This window comes from Chelativorans salis (genome assembly GCF_025336525.1).
Taxonomy (GTDB): domain Bacteria; phylum Pseudomonadota; class Alphaproteobacteria; order Rhizobiales; family Rhizobiaceae; genus Chelativorans; species Chelativorans salis.
On the sequence record NZ_JAOCZP010000013.1, the window covers coordinates 12,012 to 32,045 of the forward strand.

19 protein-coding genes and 2 pseudogenes are annotated in these 20,034 nt (G+C 58.5%); 16 read left to right on the top strand and 5 right to left on the bottom strand.

The window, feature by feature from the left end; all coding sequences use genetic code 11:
* Nucleotides 1-248 precede the first annotated feature (248 nt).
* The 7 genes and pseudogenes from N5A92_RS25260 to N5A92_RS25290 all read left to right on the top strand — a co-directional run bounded on the left by N5A92_RS25260 (nucleotide 249) and on the right by N5A92_RS25290 (nucleotide 6,737).
* Complete coding sequence (locus tag N5A92_RS25260) at nucleotides 249-770, top strand: putative pterin-binding protein (RefSeq protein WP_260907231.1); 522 nt, start codon at nucleotides 249-251, stop codon at nucleotides 768-770.
* Nucleotides 767-2,998 (top strand): ATP-binding protein, encoded by a 2,232-nt coding sequence (locus N5A92_RS25265; RefSeq protein WP_260907232.1) that lies wholly within the window; start codon nucleotides 767-769, stop codon nucleotides 2,996-2,998. Before N5A92_RS25260 ends, N5A92_RS25265 begins: the two co-directional genes overlap by 4 nt.
* Nucleotides 2,999-3,317: 319 nt before the next feature.
* Nucleotides 3,318-4,013, top strand: a complete 696-nt coding sequence (locus N5A92_RS25270; RefSeq protein WP_260907233.1) for a response regulator transcription factor — start codon at nucleotides 3,318-3,320, stop codon at nucleotides 4,011-4,013.
* Nucleotides 4,014-5,427: 1,414 nt separating this feature from the next.
* Nucleotides 5,428-5,793: pseudogene (locus N5A92_RS25275) on the top strand (PH domain-containing protein).
* Nucleotides 5,794-5,879: 86 nt separating this feature from the next.
* Nucleotides 5,880-6,167: a thermonuclease family protein gene (locus tag N5A92_RS25280; protein ID WP_260907234.1), complete on the top strand. Its 288-nt coding sequence runs from the start codon at nucleotides 5,880-5,882 to the stop codon at nucleotides 6,165-6,167.
* Nucleotides 6,164-6,421: a hypothetical protein gene (locus N5A92_RS25285; protein WP_260907235.1), complete on the top strand. Its 258-nt coding sequence runs from the start codon at nucleotides 6,164-6,166 to the stop codon at nucleotides 6,419-6,421. The genes N5A92_RS25280 and N5A92_RS25285 overlap by 4 nt, the downstream gene beginning before the upstream one ends.
* Before the next feature lie 121 nt (nucleotides 6,422-6,542).
* A complete protein-coding gene (locus N5A92_RS25290) occupies nucleotides 6,543-6,737 on the top strand; it encodes a hypothetical protein (RefSeq protein WP_260907236.1) in 195 nt (64 codons plus the stop codon).
* Nucleotides 6,738-7,020: 283 nt separating this feature from the next.
* Here N5A92_RS25290 and N5A92_RS25295 read toward each other — a convergent pair whose 3' ends face one another.
* On the bottom strand, nucleotides 7,021-7,959 hold the full coding sequence (locus N5A92_RS25295; protein WP_260907237.1) for an MBL fold metallo-hydrolase: 939 nt from the start codon (nucleotides 7,957-7,959) through the stop codon (nucleotides 7,021-7,023).
* A gap of 506 nt (nucleotides 7,960-8,465) precedes the next feature.
* Here N5A92_RS25295 and N5A92_RS25300 point away from each other — a divergent pair.
* From N5A92_RS25300 to N5A92_RS25310, 3 genes and pseudogenes are all read left to right on the top strand, one after another.
* Nucleotides 8,466-9,187 (top strand): annotated as a pseudogene (locus N5A92_RS25300) (SOS response-associated peptidase).
* A 542-nt stretch (nucleotides 9,188-9,729) separates the two neighbouring features.
* A complete protein-coding gene (locus N5A92_RS25305; RefSeq protein ID WP_260907239.1) occupies nucleotides 9,730-9,921 on the top strand; it encodes a hypothetical protein in 192 nt (63 codons plus the stop codon).
* Between the two features lie 225 nt (nucleotides 9,922-10,146).
* On the top strand, nucleotides 10,147-10,413 hold the full coding sequence (locus tag N5A92_RS25310; RefSeq protein WP_260907241.1) for a DUF982 domain-containing protein: 267 nt from the start codon (nucleotides 10,147-10,149) through the stop codon (nucleotides 10,411-10,413).
* Nucleotides 10,414-10,828: 415 nt separating this feature from the next.
* On the opposite strand, the gene N5A92_RS25315 is transcribed toward N5A92_RS25310, so the two are convergent.
* The gene (locus N5A92_RS25315) at nucleotides 10,829-12,160 is read right to left on the bottom strand and encodes a GGDEF domain-containing protein (RefSeq protein ID WP_260907242.1); all 1,332 of its coding nucleotides are present in this window, start codon (nucleotides 12,158-12,160) and stop codon (nucleotides 10,829-10,831) included.
* Between the two features lie 811 nt (nucleotides 12,161-12,971).
* On the opposite strand from N5A92_RS25315, the gene N5A92_RS25320 reads away from it, so the two are divergent.
* The 5 genes from N5A92_RS25320 to N5A92_RS25345 all read left to right on the top strand — a co-directional run bounded on the left by N5A92_RS25320 (nucleotide 12,972) and on the right by N5A92_RS25345 (nucleotide 16,097).
* On the top strand, nucleotides 12,972-13,214 hold the full coding sequence (locus N5A92_RS25320; protein WP_260907244.1) for a glycine zipper family protein: 243 nt from the start codon (nucleotides 12,972-12,974) through the stop codon (nucleotides 13,212-13,214).
* A gap of 757 nt (nucleotides 13,215-13,971) precedes the next feature.
* Nucleotides 13,972-14,724 carry a septum site-determining protein MinC gene (minC, locus tag N5A92_RS25330; RefSeq protein ID WP_260907353.1) on the top strand — a complete coding sequence of 251 codons (753 nt, stop codon included), beginning with the start codon at nucleotides 13,972-13,974 and terminating at the stop codon, nucleotides 14,722-14,724.
* A 32-nt stretch (nucleotides 14,725-14,756) separates the two neighbouring features.
* Entirely contained in the window at nucleotides 14,757-15,572 is an 816-nt protein-coding gene (gene minD, locus N5A92_RS25335; protein WP_260907246.1) for a septum site-determining protein MinD, read from the top strand.
* On the top strand, nucleotides 15,569-15,832 hold the full coding sequence (gene minE / locus N5A92_RS25340; RefSeq protein ID WP_260907248.1) for a cell division topological specificity factor MinE: 264 nt from the start codon (nucleotides 15,569-15,571) through the stop codon (nucleotides 15,830-15,832). Before minD ends, minE begins: the two co-directional genes overlap by 4 nt.
* Nucleotides 15,833-15,893: 61 nt before the next feature.
* Entirely contained in the window at nucleotides 15,894-16,097 is a 204-nt protein-coding gene (locus N5A92_RS25345) for a hypothetical protein (protein ID WP_260907250.1), read from the top strand.
* Here the strand turns inward: N5A92_RS25345 and N5A92_RS27600 are convergent.
* Both N5A92_RS27600 and N5A92_RS25350 read right to left on the bottom strand, forming a co-directional pair.
* Nucleotides 16,033-16,521, bottom strand: a complete 489-nt coding sequence (locus tag N5A92_RS27600; protein ID WP_425248643.1) for a putative quinol monooxygenase — start codon at nucleotides 16,519-16,521, stop codon at nucleotides 16,033-16,035. The two genes, N5A92_RS25345 and N5A92_RS27600, sit on opposite strands and share 65 nt — an antisense overlap.
* Before the next feature lies 1 nt (nucleotide 16,522).
* Nucleotides 16,523-16,780 carry a hypothetical protein gene (locus N5A92_RS25350; RefSeq protein ID WP_260907251.1) on the bottom strand — a complete coding sequence of 86 codons (258 nt, stop codon included), beginning with the start codon at nucleotides 16,778-16,780 and terminating at the stop codon, nucleotides 16,523-16,525.
* Between the two features lie 1,570 nt (nucleotides 16,781-18,350).
* Between N5A92_RS25350 and N5A92_RS25355 the strand changes: the two genes are divergently transcribed.
* A complete protein-coding gene (locus N5A92_RS25355; RefSeq protein ID WP_260907253.1) occupies nucleotides 18,351-18,809 on the top strand; it encodes a nuclear transport factor 2 family protein in 459 nt (152 codons plus the stop codon).
* Between the two features lie 246 nt (nucleotides 18,810-19,055).
* On the opposite strand, the gene N5A92_RS25360 is transcribed toward N5A92_RS25355, so the two are convergent.
* Nucleotides 19,056-19,973, bottom strand: a complete 918-nt coding sequence (locus N5A92_RS25360; RefSeq protein WP_260907255.1) for an HlyD family secretion protein — start codon at nucleotides 19,971-19,973, stop codon at nucleotides 19,056-19,058.
* Nucleotides 19,974-20,034 lie beyond the last annotated feature (61 nt).

Here is a 20,034-nt window from a genome sequence, read left to right on the forward strand (position 1 = left end):
CACAGCTGCCGACGTGAGGGTGAGCAGCGGCCTATCGATGACAAACTGGTCGGCGCCGCTGTCCAGACCGATGCCGCGCCCAAACGAGAGTAAAAAGGCGAAAAACCGCTTCAAGTGAGTGGAAATCAGGAAGCCTCCCGCGTAAAAAACCGTCACACGGGGATGTGCTCTCAAACAACGGGCATACGATTTTGACACGCGGCCTGTGTTCTGAAGTGGAACACCAGGTGCGCATTCAGGGGAACGAGATGAAACAAATCCTGACCGTTGTGACAGTCTGGCTGTCGCTTATGGGCGTGCAGTTCTTCGGCGTGTCCGTTTCTGCGCATGCTTTGGAACAAGGAACGGTCTTGACCATCACGGGACAGATAGCACCACAAACGGAAGGAACGCGTGAAGCCAGAGACGTGGATTTCACTATCGCTGACCTTGAGACATTGCCGCAGACCGAGATGAGAACTTACACCGATTGGACAGAGGGTTTGCAGAGCTTTTCGGGGGTCCTCCTGAAGGACCTGATTGACGCTATCGGAGCTTCAGGAAAGGAAATAGTGGCCACTGCCCTCAATGACTATAGCGCAACAATACCCGTTTCGGATGCATACGAACTTTCGGTCCTGCTCGCCATCAAGCACAATGGGCAGTATATGCGAATCCGCGATAAAGGCCCAGTATGGATTATATATCCGTCCACGGAATCTTCATCCACCAAAGTCAATCCCTACAATGACCGTATGATCTGGCAGCTGTACCGGCTGGAGTTTCGATGAAGGTCGTCGCGGGCTGGATCAACACCGCCGCCAAGAACCGCGTCACTTGGGTGTCGGCGGCAGCGTTGGCCCTTATCGCGCTGGTTATTGCATTTATTCTCTGGCAGAACAAAGAACGTGAGATCAACGTCGAACTTTTACGCACAAATGCTTGGGTTGCGTGGCAGGTTGAGAAGGAATATCTTCGGTTCCTATTGGCTCTCGACCATTTTGAGCACCATGGAGGCGACGAAGAGATTCAAGATCTCATACTGCGCTTCGAAATATTTTATAGCCGGCCGAGTGTTGCTCTGCATGGGCCAGAATCTTCTCTTATCCGTTCGGTGCCGGGCGTCTCCGAAACCTTTGAAAGGCTGCTACGCGTTCTGGACGGCATCGAAACAGAGTTGGAGACGCTTTCTCCTGGAGATCACGGGGCAGTCGTACGGATCAGAGAGGCGCTCAAGCCATTCGCAGATGCGTTGACGGAAGTATCTGTGTCCGCATCGCGTGGCGAGGTTGCCCGCCAGCTCAACCAACGGCTGGACAAGCTCCAAGTGACGTCTACTTGGCTCCTCGTGTCCCTCGTCGGAACAGCGGTCGCACTGCTCATTTTCCTTTCGTTCGAGGCGGTGCGAAATCGCCGGCTGGCCGATTGGGAAAGCGAGCAGCGAAGGAAGATCAATGAAGCCAACAGTGCGCTTCGACAGAGTGAAGCCCGATATCGCCATCTGGTCGAAAGTACGGGCGTCGTTCCGTATACGCTGGATCTGTCGCGCGGGGTGCTGGACTATATCGGGCCGCAGGCCGAGAGTATTCTCTCGTATAGTGCCGACGAATGCGCGTCCTGCGGAGATTGGAACGATCGCATTGTTCAGGACGGGGTCACCAACCTGGCTGCCGCCCGAGAGCGCGCTGCACGAGACTTCGTTGATGTCGAGCTTGAATATCGAATTGCCTTGGCTGACAGCAGGACCATCTGGGTTCGTGACACGATGAACACCGTTCGCGAGTCCGACGGGCAAATCATCGGATACGGCCTGATATTTGATATCACCAGCACCAGGCGTCAGGAGCAGGCTCTCGCGACAGCACAGAAGATGGAGGCAGTCGGCCAATTAACGGGTGGCGTTGCGCATGATTTCAACAACCTTCTCACAGTCATCTTGGGCAACGCCGAGACTCTCGCCGAGCAGCTATCGTCCAACGGCCGCCCCCGTGCGCTTGCTCAGTTGATCAAGCTGGCCGCCGAGCGCGGAGCTGAACTGACCAACAGGTTGCTCGCGTTTTCCCGAAAGCAACCGCTCGATCCAAACCCGACTGATGTCAATAAACTGATCTCTGGTATGGACGAACTGTTGCGTAGAACCCTGGGGGAACATGTTGAAATGGCGTTCGCTCCTGGTGATGGCTTGTGGAAGGGTCTTGTAGATGCGACGCAGTTGGAAAGCGCTGTTCTAAACCTCTGCCTTAATGCCCGTGATGCGATGCCTGACGGTGGTTGTCTGACGATCTCGACCACAAATATCTACGTCGACCAGGAGATGGTGACACAGTATGACGATTTCGCTGCAGGTCCCTATATCGTGGTAGCGGTTTCCGACACGGGCACTGGGATGGATGAAAAGACCTTGGCGCATGCCTTCGAGCCCTTCTTCACCACCAAGGAAGTCGGCAAAGGTAGCGGACTGGGCCTGAGCATGGTCTACGGCTTCGTCAAGCAATCCAAGGGCCACGTGAAAATCTACTCCGAGCGTGGGCACGGCACAACTGTCAGGCTCTACCTCCCGCATGCCTGCCACGAGCCGGATGAGTCCGAAACGTTGGATAAATTTAGCCTCGCCGCGCCCGGGGGGTCGGGCAAAGTCTTGTTGGTCGAGGACGACGACATGGTGCGTGACCACGCGCAGGCCCAGCTGCAGAGCCTGGGATATCAAGTTGTCAGCGCCTCCAATGGCCCGGAAGCCCTGGAAGCACTCAAGCAGGGACGCACCTTCGACCTCTTGTTCACCGATGTGATCATGCCAGGGGGTATGAGCGGCCTTCAACTGGCTGAGCAAGCCAAATATATTTGCCCTGACCTACCTGTTCTTTTGACCTCCGGCTATAGCGAGGACATTGCATTCCGCAACGGCAGCTTGGTCCATGGCTTGCAACTGCTTCCGAAACCTTACCGAAAGCGCGACCTTGCTGCCAAAGTCAGAGGCGTCTTGGATGACCGGCAGAAGAGTAAGGTCGCAGAGAGATGAACAAGGCGCTCACGAATCCTGGCGGCAGGCCAAACGAGTCTGATGATTGAAGATGAGAGATCGTCTTGTCGTCCGCGTACGCCGATTCTCATATGGTGCCTGTGCAGCCAAGATTACCGGACAGCGACTTTTTTCAGCCATCGGCCCATCGCGCGGTTCGCCGAGGATAGAAAAAGCCTGTCCTGCGATTGAGCTCATCAACCCATCAATCTTTACTCAAGCGATGGTTGGGAGAACACCGAAACGTCGGAAGGCGGCACATTAATGATAGAAGACGCCTGCCCGGAGGCGGTGTTCCCAAAGTCAAAACTGCGAGCTTATGGATATACTTGTCATTGAAGACGATCCGTTGATGACCGAAACGATCCGCACGGCATGGCCCGTCCCTTCCGATCGCCTGCTGTTTCTCTCGACCTACAAACGGGCTGTGCACTATGTACACAGTTCCGAGATCGACTACTTTGACGGGATAATCTTGGACGTAAATCTCCCTGACGGTAACGGGATCGAAATATTGCGATCCATCCGACGCAACACGAACGTTCCCGTCATACTTATCTCGGGCGCGGGAAGCGGCGACAGTCGCGCCGATGCGATCAACCTTGGTGCGGACGACTACATCATGAAGCCGTTCCATATCAGGGAACTGCAGGCCCGAATGAGGAGGCTTGTTGAGCAGAGACCCAAACAACAGCCGAAAGATAGAAAGGAGCAAGTTTTTTTGGGCAATGTGACTTGCGACCTTCAAAGAAGAATCATGATGTACAATGGGAACGAAATGCGTCTGACAGATGCAGAAGCACGAATTATAGAAGTGCTCCATGGAAATAGGAATCGGAATTGCTCAAAGTCCTTTCTGTACAAGAATGCGTTTTTTCGTGACTATGATCCATACGACAAAACATTGGATGTTTATGTCAGTCGATTGCGAAAGAAGCTCAAACAACTGAACGAAGACAGTGAGCATTGCATTAAAACCGTCCGCGGTTCGGGATACCGTTACAACGAATTGTAATGGTTGGTAGAGCGGAACCGATGCACACGGTCCTGCAGCAGGTGCGGGGCTTTTACATGCCCGGGACGGGCGCCAAGTTCGCTGCGGTCCGTTGAAGGTGCGGTGGTACCGAGCGACATGCCGGCTGGGTTATTTCCTTTGCGGCCGTTGTTTTCGCACGTGGCAGTTCCTGAGTGAGACCACGCCTCGGCAGAGTCAGCGCCCGCGTCTCAATGGGATCGCTACGCCGCCGGTTTCCTCTGAATTCCATCACCGGATGTTTTGCTGTCAAAAGCACTTGCAAGGAAGAAAATGTTCTAAAGTTTACATGGCGCACACAGAGGTATTGTAAAATATATGTGCCTGAAATCATATTTTACCTTTTTTAACTTTTTTGGCGCGGGGAGAAATTGTTAGGTAGCCAGACACGGCGAAGGAGTCAACAGATGCTTCCGCTGCACACTGTACATCCCCCAGCCTCAAATCTCTCCACCAAACGGGAGCCATGTTTGCCTACTGCCGAGCCGGATTGGATCTGTGATGGCTGCAACACTAGGATGAAAGTGCGGAAGATTGATGCTGTCCGATGGGTCGACATCAACGTGTCGAGTCCAAGCGGCGCGCCGCTGGTCCAGGGCAAATTCCAACTCTGCCCGGCATGTATGCTGCGAATAATGACGATCGGCGATCCAACGAAGTGGCCTCGCGATTCTGAGCAGACGTGACGTGCGACGCCCCTGCGTCACTCGCACCATGACGCAATACCTCGGCCGGCATCGGGCGGCGTAGCCTTCGCGCAGCAGTGGAGTTCGGCGCGGTGCCAGCATCGGATCCCGTATTGTCAAGGCTCGCGAACCAATGGATTGGTCTGGAACGCGCGAGCATTAGGTCGCTACCATCATTCTCATGCAGTGGGTGCCTGGACAAAAGCCCGGCACAGGGTTCTTCGCAGGTAGATGAGGATCGGTGCTCTATACCCTCTCGTGAACTGCCGTTACGACGCACGGTGTCCCTCCCCTGCCCTGCCGAGCGGCAACACCTCGCTCGCCGCGCTCAGCCTAGCCGCTGATTCCTATCAGGAGCTTTCGGGCTGCAGGTACTCGCCTGAGCAAAGTGCCCACCAGCGCCTACCTGTGGCCGGATGCGGGTCATGTTCGCGCGCAGATGATCTGCAGGAGGCGGATGCCCAGAAGTGCATACGCCCTGGTGAGCAATGATCAGCACCAGGCCGGTATGCCCCTCACCGCGCTTCGCGATAATCCGGCCGATGATGGCAAGCACCCTGTTGTGCCTGGGGAGCGGGTGAATGTGCTTGGTACGAGCTCGATCGGGCCACCTATCGCTACAGTTGCACCGAGTTAAGCCTGCAGTCGGTGCGATACTTGCGCCCAGCCATATGTTCGGCCACACTCGGCAGGGGTTGGGAGGAACGCAAATGGGACTTCTGGATGGACTCCTGGGCATAGGAGTGAAATCGACGCATCAAAGTTGGCCCAGCGTCTTGATGGAGTAGTGATCGAGTGTCCGGCTCGCCTACAAGATTGTCCGAGACTTTTTCATCTTCACCAGCAAGCGCATGATCATCGTAGACATTCAAGGGATACGGGGAAACAAGGTCGACTATCTCAGCATACCGCATCGAGCAATTACCCAGTTCTCCGTCGAAACCGCAGGTACGGATCTCGATACTGAGTTGACGATTTGGGTCTCTGGTGATGCAAGCCCGATTCAAAAGTCGCTGAAGAAGGGGACGGATGTACGCGGGATTCTGCGAGCCATTGCTGCTGGCGTCATCGGCTAGGCAATGAATGTGCTGGCGGCCCTATTCGCAGCCTGCCTTCCCTCACCGCCGTCGACGGCGACACAATCAAGTGCGACGGGCAGAATATGCGCATCATGGGGCCGGGGGCGCCAAACAGGTCCGGCGTGGATGCGCCAGAAATCCGCAACGCCAAATGCGCCAAAGAGCGCCTTCTGGGCCAGCAGGCGAAACTCCGGCTGGAGGATCTGCTGAAACAAGACGTTCGCGTTGAGGATTCGGGCGTGCGCGACCGCTACGGCCGCCCACTGGTCTGGGTGAGGTTGCCAAATGGCGAGACGGCCGGTGAAGTTCTGCTACGTGACGGCTACGCCGCGCGGTGGAGGCCCGGACAGCAGGTGTCGTGGTGCGAATGACAAATCCGCTCGGCGAACTTCGCAGCTTGGTCACTGCTGACGGCCAGATCAATCACGCCCGTTGTCGTCGGCTCGCCGTGCGAGCAACAAGTGATATCCCCGATTTGGAACGCGCCGCTGCACTTGTCCAAGAGATTACTCTTCTCGTGCCGGCGATTGAGCTTGCCGAGACACTTGGTGGAGAGAGACAGGACCAGATTGATCAGATTCTGGAAATCCTTGATGAGATCGAAGCGCTGAGCCAGCCGGGATGAGGGGATAATTTCTCGGTATCAATGCAATGATCTCAATAGATTATCCGGAATTTCCGCCCATTTTATCCCCGCCGGTGTAGTCAGTCGCATAATGGCTCCAGTCAAGCATGAGGAGCCAATCATGATCCCCTTCCATCTGATCTTCGCAACCGTTCTGGCGCTAACCGTGGTGAGCGGCACGGTAGCTACGATGGTGGCTGTCCTTGACGATACACGCGGCAACAAGGCTCACCGTAGGCTGGTCGAGGCTCTTTCACAGGTGGCGCTTTTGGGAGCGGGTGCCATCATCGCGCTTCTGAGCCGCAGCGCCGGATAGAAGAAGCCTGCTCTCCCAAGCCAGTTCATCACGCCAGACCCGTCGACGCAGGATCTTGGCGGGTAGTATCCCAAATTTCGGCTACAGCTGGGAATCGCGCCATTGTCAGCAGACAAATCAAGGTATCAGAGGGTGACCACCAATACGCCCCATCGATAGTGGGCCGTTGTCATTCCGATCAATGCGACAGGCGCTGTCGTTGGGTTGAGCGCCGCAATCCACGTGCTCGAACGACAGCAAACCAACCCAGGGCCGTGCCAAGAACAGGCTCCCGTAACGCCGCTCACCCCTCCGCCATGAAGGTGTAGCCGTTGCCGCGACGCTTGGCAAAGCCAACGCCCGGATAGTCCCAATGGAAGCCGAGGAGCTTTACTTTATCGGTCGCGGCGCGGTCGAGCAGCGTGCGGCGGGTCTCGGCGGCCACGTCGGGGGCGGCGTCGAAGGCGAACTGCCAGTCCGGGTGGGCGAAATAGATGACCGGGTGGACGATCGCATCAGCCACGACGATGAGACCGTCGCCGCCTTCCACCTCGAAGGAGACGTGACCGGGCGTGTGCCCCGGGGTCGAGAGAACATGGATGCCGGTGACGATGTCGTCGCCGGGTTTGACCATGGTGACGGCATTGCGGACGGCCGCATACTGCCGCTGCGCCTCGCGCGCCAGGTCGTGCATTTCAGAGGGAAAGTGGGTGAAGACCGCCTCGCCGTTCCAGAAATCCCACTCGTCGGCAGCCGAATAATAGGCGGCGTTGGGGAAGCGGAGACCGCCGTCCGGCAGAATCGTCCCCCAGATGTGGTCCGGGTGGCCGTGGGTGAAGACGACCTTGGTGATATCGGCAGGATCAAAACCGGCGGCGGCGAGGCTGTCGTTGATGGCGCCGGCTGTCGGTTGGAAGCCCTTGCCCGAGCCGGTATCAAAGAGGATGAGATCGTCGTCGGCGCGGATCAAGGTGATATTGGCCTCTGAACGGAGCTCATCGAGGCTGATCCCGTGCTCGCTGAAGAAGGCTTCTCTCTCCTCTGGCGGGACATTGGTAGCCTGGAAGAAACTCGGCGCTGTCAGGTAACCGTCACTTATGACCGTCACCTCAAAATCGCCATGCCTGAAGCGGTGCGGTGCGGGCGCGGCGTGCAGCCCTTCCGGCAAGAGGCCGAGCGCACCAAAGCCGGCGGCGCCGGCAAGAAAACGACGCCGGCTGACCGGCGCGAGCGGCTTCAACATCCTTCCCTCCTACGCCGTCGCAAGCGGCCAGTGGGCCGCGCTCCGAATACATGTCGATGGCCCAGGAATACTATGCCTCGGCCGGACTGTCTAACGGCCCAAGTCCGTCAATGCCTCGCTTGACCAAATGTTCTTTTTTTGTTCACTACTCCGGGCTGCAACGGCAATATGAGCACTTCCATGGTCCGAAGGCACAGCGGATCCCCCTCCCCGACGATCATCATGCGCTTCTGTGCAGATCATGGCCTCAACTACCGTACGCGGACGGTGACGGTGGTCTGGCCGGGCGGCTTTAGGCTGAGCTCTATCGCCTGCACTGCTTCGCCGACGTCGACCCCGCGGAGACTTTTCGCACGCATTTCGGCGGGATAAGCTTCGATCCGAAGAAGGATCGAAAGGGGGGCAGAGCCAGGGGTGCGTGGCATCGGACGGTCGAGTACGAGCGCATCTTGGAGAGCGGTCCCCTGAGCGTGCCGGAGATATTGCGTCGGTAGGAGGAGCTTCGCATGGGCGGTCGCGTGTTCGTCAGAACAACCTTGGACGAGCCGATGCGCAATTCGCCTGGGCGCAGGCGGCCGGCGGCATCGAAGGACTGGCCAACGACTATCCGTGCTAGAACGGGGCGCCGGGGAAGGATTACCCGCTCATCATCCAGGAGCCGGATCACGCTGGGCCGGTCTTCATGCGGCCTCTTGGGGCTTCATCCCGTCATGGGCGAATGAGCCCAACTTTGGCGGCCGGCGTCCGCCCATCAATGCCAGAGCCGAAACGGTGGCCACCAGCGGCAATGTTCAAGCACGCCTATAGGAGACGGCTCGCGCTCATGCCGATCGACGGGTTCTTTGAATGGTGGGGCGTGCAGGGCACGGGTAAGAACAAGCAGCCCTATGCCGTGGCAATGAAGACCAACCGGCCCTTCTGTATCGCTGCGATCTGGGAAGAATGGAAGGATCGTCAGACGGATGCGGTCTCGCGCACGTTTGCTGTCGTCACCTGCGAAGCAAACGAGCTTATGGCGCCGATCCATCCTCGCATGCCGGTGATCATCGCGCCTGACGATTATCCGCGCTGGCTCGCGTTCCAGGAGGAAGACCCGCACGATCTGTTGAAGTCATTCCCGTCCGAAAAGATAAAGATATGGCCCATTGGCCGAAAGGTGGGGAATACATGGAACAACGCATCGGATATCCTAGATCCAATTGAAGAAGAAGAGCCGCCGCTCATTTAGACGCGGGGACTGCCATGAACGCGTTGCACGAAACGGATGCCTGTGACGTGGAGGAGACGGCACGCCTGTTCTATGAATTCGCTACCGGCAAGCGGTGGAGAGACGCAAGATCGGCCATTCGGGACACTTGGCTCGAGACAGCACGGCAGCTCCATGACATCGTTGGGGAGCCGATCTCGCCAATTGGATCGCCAAAGCCTACACCCCACTGATCGCCCGGCAAACAAAAAGCCCCGCTGGCCGGAGCCAACGGGGCAGTGACTGAAGGATGCTTGGTGTATTGCGAATCTTAATACCGGCGTGGAGATTCACCAGTCGCCAAAATGGCGTAGTGCCGTAGACGCAAATAATGCCTCACCGGCAGGAACCTTCCATTCTGGCCATCGTTCAGCGTGCGTGGCTCTCCTCCCGGCCACAGGCAGGCCGGCCTACCCTCCGAGGTCCCCCAACCGCTACCGCCGGCCTGCCGCTCTCGAGGAGGCACCGAATCTCTCGACTCCCTCCCGCGCTCATGCCAACATGTCGTTGGTTTATGGAAGGTCATGAACCCGTCACTTACTGTGGAAGGCGCCGGAGGCGTGAAGACGTTGCAGGGTGTCGGCGACGTGGAACTCGCGGCGCGGCTATTCTACGAATTCGAGACACGCAAGCAGTGGGCAGACGCAAAGCCGGCCGTCAAGGAGACGTGGCTGAAGGCTGCCCGACAGTTCCACGACGTGAGGCGCCGCGGCTAAATCGTATTTAGCACGGCTCTACTCCCTGACATCCCTACGTGCGCGCACTCTGCCGAAGGCGTCGGAAGCCACCGATGAAGCGTAAGCCCACGTGGAAGTGGTTATAAAGAAGGTAGTCGCTGAGCAAGATCACGCCGACCTCACGCATTGTGAAACAAGTGTCGGATTCGTTACGCAACGCTTCTCATTTGTCGCTCTTGAGCTTTCAAGTAAGGAGAGACTGCGATGCGCGAGATCGATATTGGTCCGTTCGAAGAGCCGGTCCACGTCGTGACTGAGGCCGGAGAGCGCAATGTCTGTAACGCCAGAGAGGCCGCGGAAATGCTCCTCTACGAATGGCCGACAGGCGAGACGGGAATACGAATTCAGGCGCGGATGACGTGCATGAAGGTGCTTGCGGGAAATGAATCGCCAGTATCTGCGCGGGAGGCATTCGTGCAGGCGGCAAAGGAGGCGAAGATATTTGCTGAGGCGTGCGAAGATGCGCGTTAGGCAACCTCCCGTTCTGCAGCCAGGTGCTGGCAGTTCGCCCGCACCAGAGTGATAGGAGAGCGGAGGGAGTACCAATGGGGCTCCCTCTCTGGATCTCCGAGGCCCCCGCAGGATTCCGATGAAGTGGCGAGGCAACAGATAACCCGCCTCGTGGCGGGTCCTTCTCGAGCACTGCGCCTCAATGACCTTCTTGTAGAGGGTTTCGATCGTGAGCTCAGGAGTATTCCAAGCGCAGAAGCAATCCTAACGGCCTTGGGATGATCAGGTGACAAGGAGGGAGCGAAACTTCAATGTACCGGCGCACTAATTGCTTTGCTGGCGCGGAGCGCTGGTGGGTAGTTGCTTTCGTCGTGGGTGCACGTTGTTGATGCCGACAGACTTCCCGTTGCCCAGGATCTCGGGATTACCTCGTGCCTCACTGCCGATCTTGCTCGGGTGTATCCATGCTTTCGCTCCACAACTGCACCCGGTCTTTTCCCGCCCGCTTCGCGAAATAGAGAGCCATGTCGGCCTGTTGCTGGATCACCTCACAGGAGAAAGATGGAGTCTGCGTATCCCCAGCAGCCACACCAATGCTCAGTGTGACCGTCGGTTTCACGCGCGAACGGGGGTTGGGGAGCGCGGCCACTGCGACCTCCCGGCGGATGCGCTCTCCAATCGCCAGTGCTTCGGCTTCGCCCGCATCGGGCAGCAGGACTAGGAACTCCTCCCCGCCATATCGCGCCACGCAGTCCGTACCCGATCGGGTGCATGCCTTAATGATGCGGGCTACTTCCACGAGGCATCTGTCGCCTTCCATGTGCCCCAGATGGTCGTTCAGCGCTTTGAAGTCGTCGATGTCGCACATGAGGAGCGCAACCTTACCCTTTCGCCCCCACAGCTCCTCGATCCTCTCCCGCAGGTAAAGTCGGTTAGCGGCGCCGGTCAGACCATCGATTTTCGAAAGCCGCTCGAGACTCCGGTTTGTCTCGGCCAACTCCGCCAGGTGCTTCTGGTCGCGTAGCTCGAGCAGGAAGGATTTGTGGGCGAGGATGTTCATGGTCCTTCGCGCCACGACGGTAGCGCCCACACCACTGCCGAAGAGAAAGAAGCCCGTCAGGGCCATGCCGACATCGCTATTAGCGACCCCGAGATGGAAGGCCAGATAGAGCGCCATGGCCGGAGCGGCGATAGCCAGTGTCTGGATGAACGGAACATTGAAAAGGACGACGCCGGTAATGGCGACAAATAGCATGACGTGCAGATATCGTTCGAACACCGCGCCCCCGGTTGCCGCGCCCATCCAGCAGATGGACAACAAAATGATGAGTACGCCGGATATCAGCGTCCAACCCAGAAGTTGCTCTGATCTTGGTTTTTGCCAGACGACGGCGACGGCAAGGGCGGCCGGGATGATCACCGCGCTCGGGACAAGTGTGGCCAGTGCCTTTTCGCGCGGAAGCAGGAACAAGCTCAGGAAAAGCATGAATAGATCGAGAAAGACGACCCATATCATCCAGGACCGTATGACGCTGGCCGTATGTCTCCAGGAGCGCTGCCGGAACGCCGCGGCAATGCGGCCTTTGAGCCGGATGTCGCGCGTGCGCCCGGACAGGAGCCGCTCGACCTCTGCCATGATCTCGGGATCGCAGATGAAGCTGTCGAGAAGGGCGCCGGACGGCTTCGCAGCAGCGGCAGTTGTAGCCGGCCACCGCGGGGAGTCCGGCGGCCTGTCCTCTGACTTCGTCTTCCGGAACAGCCGCATCATCCGTTTTCCTGGCGCAACATCAGTTCCAGACGGAGTTCAGACGGCGCCCTCCTTGCCTTCCCTGTCGAATATAAGGCAAAATTCCAACCGATCGTTTATGGTCACCAGCGCATCCGCTTGAAGCTGAAGCTAAGTGCGACCAGGCCATTCTCGTCTGAAACCTCCATCATCCAATTTGTACCGACGGGAAGGTTGCCCTCCAAATCACGGATCATGTCGCTCTTGAGCGAGGGCGGATCCGAGCGCGGTACGGATCACAACCACTCGTGATCTCTTACGACTTGCCCTGATAGCGCTGCCATCAGCTTTTGTCCTGATGCACGAGAAGGCGGCATTTCAGGCGCTCTACGCCACCTCTCTCGGGCCGAGTAGGAGGAATGCGCGTAGCCTTCCTTGGTGGCGACGATGACGATTTGGGTGCTTTCGCCCTTCTTGCCGCGTCAAGCGTGATACAGCGCTTCGACGCATTCGATGCTTGCGCCGGCTCCGGCACGAGCTTCAGCGCATCAGTCATGACGGGATGCCTCGTCTTGATCAGATCAACCGCGTGGAATGGAGAACGAGCATTTGCGTTTGTGTCGACGCGAACGGATCGACGGCTGTTCGCTTCGGGGCGACCTGGTTTGGGGTAGTCGAACCGCCTGCAGGCCGAAGAAGAAATCCCCAAGCATAAGCCAACAAAGAAGGCCCGCCGCTGGAAATTACCGCGCGGTCGGTAGACATTGCTTTTCTGACATCGAAGGCAATATTTATCATTGATCGAGTTATCAGTTGGCTGGCGTAGGCTGTCCCGAGCCAGGAGGAGTCGAATATGAGCAAATTTGTCATAATCGGGATTGTCGCTGCAGCTCTGGCGGGATGCACCACTACGGAACGCGACGTCGGCCTCGGAGCGGCCGCAGGCGCAGTCATAGGTGGCATCGCGGATGGTGGTGAGGGCGCGCTTATCGGCGCCGGAGCCGGTGCGTTAGGCGGCCTGCTCGTTAGAAATCTCCGCAACGGATACTGCGAGTACCGCGATCGACGTGGGCGTCTCTACACTGCACGGTGTTAATGCTCGGCAGCGCTCGCCGCGCGGCGCGCGCCCCCGCAGGCGGGCCATCTTGGTGGACAGTCTGGCCTCATCGATGAAGACAGCCCGGCAGGATCACGGTCACGTTGGCCTTCGAACCAGTCCTGCCGGCGCTTCAAGACGTCAGGACGCTCCTGCTCCAATGCATGCACGGACTTTTTCGAACGTCCAGCCTCGCCCGCGCAGGGCGCTGCAGCCGATACACACTGACCGCTCGGCTGCGAGCCGTTCGACCATCTCGTTCAGTGTCACGTCCTTGTTCATGGCACAACGAAGGTCCCGCAAGCATCGAGGCGCGAGCACGCGGCTCGCCCTGACGCCGGCTGAGCGTTCCCCGCTCCCATACCGCCCGCCTAATCCAGATAAATCGAAAACGCCGACGCCAAACCGCGCCACGGCAAATCGCGCCGAAGCGTCTGCCGCCGCAGCGCCCAAAACCCGCATCCGAAGATCATCACCATTAGTTCGAGCCATCGCCACCTCCTGCAATGGCGACGGTGAATCATACAACGCAATCCATGTCATCAAGGCTACGACTAGGAGTTCAACAGACGTGATCTAGGGCGTCATGAAGGAAGGTCCGATGTACACAAATCTGCGCGAGAGCCGTTGTCCGCCTTTGCTGGGTTCGAAACGGACTCTCCGTCCAAGCCGCGACGGCGTCCTCAAAAGGCGGCTATACGTTAACCATTCATTAACCATGGCACGCATAGACCTGGGCAACGGAAAATTAATGAAGATGACCAAAGTGCTAACTGACAGCCGACCGATCCGTCTCAAGGGGCGCTCATTCCTTGCGCTCGTGCTTACTCCAGAGCTTCCCTTCGATAGCTGGCTGGCACAGCTTGACGATCTCGCTGATCGCTCGGCGGGATTCTTTTTGCGACGCCCGGTCGTACTGGACGTGGAAGGTCTCGATATAAGCCGGCACCAGTTGGTGGAGCTGATCGGTGAGCTTGGTAAGCGCAGCGTGAGAATTATCGGGATGGAAGGCGCACGTTCGTCGCTGCTTACTTTTGACATGCCCCCAGCTATGTCGGGCGGCAGGCCGGCCCCTGATATCGAGGGGCCGGCGGCAGAACCGGCCGTCGAGGCACCAGACGTAAACCACGGAAACCCAGCAACTCCCGTCGCACAGCCCGAATCGCAGATGGTCAAAGCTAGGCCCTCGATCATCATCAATCAGCCTGTGCGTTCCGGGCAATCGGTAATCTTTCCTGAAGGCGATGTCACCATAGTCGCGTCGGTCGCATCGGGCGCGGAGATCGTCGCCGGCGGTTCTATCCACGTATACGGAACACTTCGTGGACGGGCGATGGCTGGCTCTATGGGCAACGCCGGTGCGCGCATCTTCTGCCGCAAGCTTGAAGCAGAGCTCCTTGCAATCGATGGCCTCTACAAAACGGCAGAAGACATCGAGCCGCAATTTCGCGGACGAGCCGTCCAACTCTGGCTTGAAGGCGAGGCGATCAGGGCAGAGGCACTTATCTGAAGCGGCGGCCAGAACGAAGACAGGAGAGGGAAATGGGAAAAGTAATTGTTGTCACATCCGGTAAAGGGGGTGTCGGAAAAACGACTTCGGCTGCCGCCCTCGGCGCTGCTTTGGCGCAGAGGAACGAAAAGACGGTCGTCGTGGATTTCGACGTCGGTCTGCGCAATCTTGACCTCGTCATGGGCGCTGAGCGGAGGGTGGTCTACGACCTGATCAATGTTATCCAAGGCGACGCCAAGCTGCCGCAGGCCTTGATCCGCGACAAGCGGTTGGAGGCGCTTTACCTGCTGCCGGCGTCGCAAACACGGGACAAGGATAATTTGACTGCACGGGGTGTTGAGGCTGTGGTCGGCGCGTTGAAGAAGAGCTTCGACTGGGTGATTTGTGACAGCCCGGCCGGGATCGAACGTGGAGCGACGCTGGCGATGCGTCACGCCGACATAGCGGTGATTGTAACGAACCCCGAGGTCTCTTCCGTACGTGATTCAGATCGCATCATCGGGCTTCTTGACGCCAAAACCGTCAAAGCCGAACGCGGCGAGTGCATTGAGAAGCATCTGCTTCTCACCCGCTACGATCCCAACCGCGCCGAACGTGGCGATATGCTAAAAGTCGACGACGTCCTGGAGATCCTGTCGATCCCATTGCTCGGCATTATACCGGAGAGCATGGATGTTCTGCGCGCCTCCAATATCGGTTCGCCGGTCACTCTTGCGGACAGCCGTAGTGCACCGGCACAAGCCTACCTCCAAGCCGCACGCCGGCTTACGGGCGAATCCGTGCAGATTGCCGTCCCCGGCGAAAAGCGCGGGTTGTTCGGAAAGATCTTCGGACGGAGGGCAGCATGAACATTTTCCGTTTCTTCGGCAAGCAAGCTTCCGCTCCCACGGCGCGCGAGCGATTGCAGGTCCTACTGGCCCACGAGCGGGCATCCGTAGGTGACTCGGACCTGGTGGCTCTTCTGCGGGAAGAGATCCTCGCCGTCATCGCCAAGCACGTGCAGGTCGACGGCGAGAAGGTCAATGTGAAAATGGAGCGTGGCGACCAAGTCTCGACGTTGCAAATCGACGTCGAGATTCCGCTCAATGCGCATATACGGGCGGCCTGAAGGTACCGCCCTCATGAAACGCGGCGGCATTCCAGCCGCGAGTTGAAGTGAAGGAGAAAGCATGACCCGCGTCGCACTACTTGATCGGCTCAAACAGCTCCAGCACATGCCAAACTTCCAAGGGCGCGATATCACCACCATTAGCGCGCTCTTGTCCAACGAGGCCTTGGCCGATCACGTTAGGGTTTGCGAGGATGCAGTCAGTGCGCCGCCCAACGGAGGTTCAGTCGGTGATGACAGCCGCGCGCTCTTGGGCCGAGCCTGATCCGCCTCGTCGATGACCTTAGGCGAGGTACGCCTACCGCATCAAGATGACCGCTCGAGCAGGATGTCGACATCCGCGTCGTCCAGGTCCTACTCGGGCACAGCAAGCTCGATACCCGAACTGAATGTCGGTCTTGGGGTAGGTTCGATATCTTCCGCCAGGCCTCCAGGACGGCTTCGGACTCCCATAAGTCCATCAGCTTGACACGTGAAGTATCGACAGGATCTTCACTAATGGATAGGTCGAGACAACCTGGATATGCGCAGGCGCGCCTGATCAAATCCACATTTGCTGCAACGACTCCATCTGATTTCCCGTAGACGGGAGAGGGACCGCCCGGCCACCAATGGAAGCCGTAGAAGAATAGGCCCTCGCCGTTCACATGCGGGCTGGTCGCTTTTACCGCCGCGCCGACGTGGCTCATGCTAAGACATTACCTTCTTGATGCCGATGTCGATCTGGGTTCGGAGATGTTCCGACAGGGCGAGTGCCCCGGCCTGGTCGTGTGCAAGATGCCGCAGAATAAATTCGAGAGTAATCTCGACAACGGCTGCCGCTTGGCCAATGTCGGAAAGCTTCTCCATCTCACGACTCATGCGTTTCACAGCCTTTCGCACATGTGGGAGCTGCGGCTGAAGCTCGGCATAAATCTGAGCATCTTGTTTGGGCGAAAATCGCGGCATCGATGATCCTCCTTAGCACGCGCCTCGAATGACATCCCCATCGGCCTTAAGGAGTCGCTTCGATATCGCTCAACGACCCGCCCTCCGCAGGCCGAGTCCTTGCAGATCCTGCCGTTTGGGGTAAAGTTACCCAGCGGTCTACGCTGCCTGAGGCGCGCCTGGAAGAGGGACAACGTCCTCTGGGCGCCTAGGAGGTACGGCTAGTGCGGTGAGCGGGCGCTTGGAATGCCGTTTCATGCCCTCCGAAGGCGCATGGTTGCACGAACTCAAGGCGCAAAATTGGAGCGAGGGGCAGGAGCCCCTTCACCCATCACTTTTCCGGCGGGTCCAGTCGTCTACAGGAGGCGTGCTAACCTCCTCACGCTCGATTTGCTCCAACTTGTCAAGAAGCTTCTCAAGGTTCTCTGGTATCCTGTCGTCTATCGCAAAGAACGGATGGGCGGCAGACAACCGCCTGCCGGTCTCAATATCCGCTGGAATGGCGCGTTGACGTTTTGGCACCTTAGCCATCTTCTAGTCGAGCTTTCAAGATGTGGCGCCCGCTCTGGGTAGCTGCCACACGGTGGGAGCTCCTTCATGGGCGAAGCCTCCTAGGCATGCCCATAGGAAGCCAACTTGGCGTATACAACCTGGCATGAGGGCCGTTGTTCCAACGTTCTCAGAGAATATTGAGGCGATCTTCTGCCGCAAGTAGGATCCTGGAGTGGGCGGTCGTGCGCCGTCCCAGCGCGGACAAACTGGGAAATAGGTCCGGTGTGACGAAAGAGAATGCGCGCAGCAGGCGGCGATAGAGGGAGCTCTTGCCATTGAGCCGCTAGCGCGCACAGCACGCCCTTGGCGGCTACTTGTCTTTCGACCCCCGGCCTGCGTGAGCGGCTTCTCTCCTGAGCGCTAAGCTAATCAAATGAGGTGATCACTTCCAGCCAGCAAAGACGGCGGTTCGGTCTCGCGTTGGCCAACCTGTAGCGAAGCGGCGGGCAAATACTTCGGCAGCGGCTTTTGCTCGCCTCAGTGGCTATCTCGCGATAAGACCAGGGATTCTTAAGCCGGTGGGCCCATACATAGTATAAAGGCGGTCACAGACCTCCTGACTGCCAGATACTTCGAGGCTAACCTGTGCTTCCTGCGCCGCTTCCGCGAACGCGGATTCGTAGGGTTTAGCCTCCAAATCCATCAGGTTCAGGCCTGCATGCACCATTGCAGTATTGAGAACATCCTGGTCCACTGGCATCTCGCACTGTTCATCTGCAATGACCGCGTTGGCCATGTGCGCGATGATGTCTCGCTGATCTGACAGCAGGGCCTGTGATAGAGCGATCGTGGGACCCGCGACGCTTTCGAGATCGAATCCAAGGCAGAGGTGCGACCTGCGGCAGTGATCCGGCCGCATCGGGCGGAGTAAGCGTATCCCGCAGGGGCTTTTTGGGGGCTGCGCCGCCGCTCGGGCCGTGCACCGTACCACTATCTGCCGGTCATTACCCCTGAAGTAATCGATCGCCCTCCCCTCCCCTGGCAGGATCAAGCACATCGACGGCTACCGGTTTTAGGTTACAGCCCCTAGGAGAACGCCATGTCCATCAAGTCCACCGCCACCACGATGAATTCAGCCGCCGCCGCAAGTTCCGTCGCCGAGGCCACGCGGGCCGTCGTGCAGGAGTTCCTTGCCGCCCGGCTGGCCGGAGACACCGCGCGGCTCGTCGCACTCTTCGCCGACGAGGTCGACTGGGTGCTCGCCGAGAACCCCGCCGTTCCGTGGATCCGCCCGCGGACCACCGCCGCCGATTGCGCTGCCCAGTTCACGGAATTGATGGAGCACACCGTGCCCGAAGATGCGCGCGCCTCCGTCGACACCTTCCTCGTCGACGGCACCGACGCAGTCCTGATGGGGCATGTGTCGGGAACCGTCCGCGCGACGGGAAAGTCCTTCGAAGGCCCGTTCGCGTTGCGCCTGACCGTCGAGGATCATCGGATCACTCGGCACCATCTCTACGAGAACAGCCTATCGATCGCCGAGGCTTGCGCTCGGTGAGAGCGCGAGCAGAGCTCCAGGTGGCTGTCGTGCGGGGAGTGGGAACGCACACGTCGAATGGCCGCAGAGTGTGGGAACACGCCCTAGAGCTTGGCTACGACCGCGGTTTCCGCCACGTCGGAGATCGTACCATCGACGCTGGTTCGTACATGTCGTCAGACGCAGTTTGGCGCGCTGTGGTCTCCAGCATCCGCCGAATGACTCGCAGGCGGTACACGGTCAAACGGCTTTCGTTGCACCAGGCTGTCAACGCACCCAGCACCAGCCGGCGGCGCAGCCTCGGACGCTCACCTTCTGAGTCATGGCAAAAGGATGCTTCTCGGGCAGCGCAATGCGTATCAGGCGGGACCGATCACGTGGCCGCAACATGTTCTGGAATTCCGCGGGCAGGGCTTCAGCAATCGGCAAGACTTTCTCGACCGTTCCGGTCGAGCGTGCGTTCCCGGCGCGAACATCAACCTTCATGCCCTCGGTGATCGCAAACAGGTAGTTGTCCGGCAGATAGGCGAACAAGTAGGATTTGCCTCCATTGATTTGCAACAACTCGTCACCCAGCCGTACGACCTGTCCGGGTACGGGAAGTTTGGAGCCCACGACGCCTGCTGCGGCGGCGCTTATTCTGCCTTCATTGTAGATCGCCTCCATCTTGCTGATGGCGTCGGAGGCAATACGCCTGGTTTTTTCGACAACTCGGAGCTCGCTTTCAGCTAGACGAGCTTGAGCGGCCAACTCGGCGAAGCGCTCTGTAGCCTGGAAGTTGGATGTTAGCGCCTCATCCCTCCTTTCGGCCAGAATGAGCCCTCGGATAGAAGCCTGGTCGAGCCGCGCGACGGTGTCATTGAATTCACGCGCCGTGCGCTCCGCCAAAGGCAGGAGCTCGGCGATCGTTTCCGCCTTGCCGCGCAACTCGCCCTCGCGCACCGCAAGCTCGCTCGCACGCACGGAAAGTTCGGCGATCTCCCTCACCATCTCAAAAGATTCCAGTTGCAGAAGCGGCGTCCCTCCTGTGACGACGTCGCCTTCGCGCACCAGCACCTTCACGATTGTCGCGGGATAGCTTGCTGAGACGATGTGGCGCTGGTTGAGGACGATTCCGTCGGCCGACAATACGAACATCCCGCCGATAAAGTAGTAGGCGATCGAGAAAGCAAACGTTGTCAGCATCGCCAAATATATCGATCGGGCCAGTCGGCCCGACGCTGATCGTTGTTGTGCGCCGAGATTA

What these genes read in the sequence shown, in the direction of transcription:
- N5A92_RS25260 (WP_260907231.1), top strand. Translation starts at nt 249, where the DNA reads ATGAAACAAATCCTGACCGTTGTGACAGTCTGGCTGTCGCTTATGGGC.
- N5A92_RS25265 (WP_260907232.1), top strand. Translation starts at nt 767, where the DNA reads ATGAAGGTCGTCGCGGGCTGGATCAACACCGCCGCCAAGAACCGCGTC.
- N5A92_RS25270 (WP_260907233.1), top strand. Translation starts at nt 3,318, where the DNA reads ATGGATATACTTGTCATTGAAGACGATCCGTTGATGACCGAAACGATC.
- N5A92_RS25280 (WP_260907234.1), top strand. Translation starts at nt 5,880, where the DNA reads ATGCGCATCATGGGGCCGGGGGCGCCAAACAGGTCCGGCGTGGATGCG.
- N5A92_RS25285 (WP_260907235.1), top strand. Translation starts at nt 6,164, where the DNA reads ATGACAAATCCGCTCGGCGAACTTCGCAGCTTGGTCACTGCTGACGGC.
- N5A92_RS25290 (WP_260907236.1), top strand. Translation starts at nt 6,543, where the DNA reads ATGATCCCCTTCCATCTGATCTTCGCAACCGTTCTGGCGCTAACCGTG.
- N5A92_RS25295 (WP_260907237.1), bottom strand. Translation starts at nt 7,959, where the DNA reads ATGTTGAAGCCGCTCGCGCCGGTCAGCCGGCGTCGTTTTCTTGCCGGC.
- N5A92_RS25305 (WP_260907239.1), top strand. Translation starts at nt 9,730, where the DNA reads ATGAACCCGTCACTTACTGTGGAAGGCGCCGGAGGCGTGAAGACGTTG.
- N5A92_RS25310 (WP_260907241.1), top strand. Translation starts at nt 10,147, where the DNA reads ATGCGCGAGATCGATATTGGTCCGTTCGAAGAGCCGGTCCACGTCGTG.
- N5A92_RS25315 (WP_260907242.1), bottom strand. Translation starts at nt 12,160, where the DNA reads ATGATGCGGCTGTTCCGGAAGACGAAGTCAGAGGACAGGCCGCCGGAC.
- N5A92_RS25320 (WP_260907244.1), top strand. Translation starts at nt 12,972, where the DNA reads ATGAGCAAATTTGTCATAATCGGGATTGTCGCTGCAGCTCTGGCGGGA.
- minC (WP_260907353.1), top strand. Translation starts at nt 13,972, where the DNA reads ATGACCAAAGTGCTAACTGACAGCCGACCGATCCGTCTCAAGGGGCGC.
- minD (WP_260907246.1), top strand. Translation starts at nt 14,757, where the DNA reads ATGGGAAAAGTAATTGTTGTCACATCCGGTAAAGGGGGTGTCGGAAAA.
- minE (WP_260907248.1), top strand. Translation starts at nt 15,569, where the DNA reads ATGAACATTTTCCGTTTCTTCGGCAAGCAAGCTTCCGCTCCCACGGCG.
- N5A92_RS25345 (WP_260907250.1), top strand. Translation starts at nt 15,894, where the DNA reads ATGACCCGCGTCGCACTACTTGATCGGCTCAAACAGCTCCAGCACATG.
- N5A92_RS27600 (WP_425248643.1), bottom strand. Translation starts at nt 16,521, where the DNA reads ATGAGCCACGTCGGCGCGGCGGTAAAAGCGACCAGCCCGCATGTGAAC.
- N5A92_RS25350 (WP_260907251.1), bottom strand. Translation starts at nt 16,780, where the DNA reads ATGCCGCGATTTTCGCCCAAACAAGATGCTCAGATTTATGCCGAGCTT.
- N5A92_RS25355 (WP_260907253.1), top strand. Translation starts at nt 18,351, where the DNA reads ATGTCCATCAAGTCCACCGCCACCACGATGAATTCAGCCGCCGCCGCA.
- N5A92_RS25360 (WP_260907255.1), bottom strand. Translation starts at nt 19,973, where the DNA reads ATGCTGACAACGTTTGCTTTCTCGATCGCCTACTACTTTATCGGCGGG.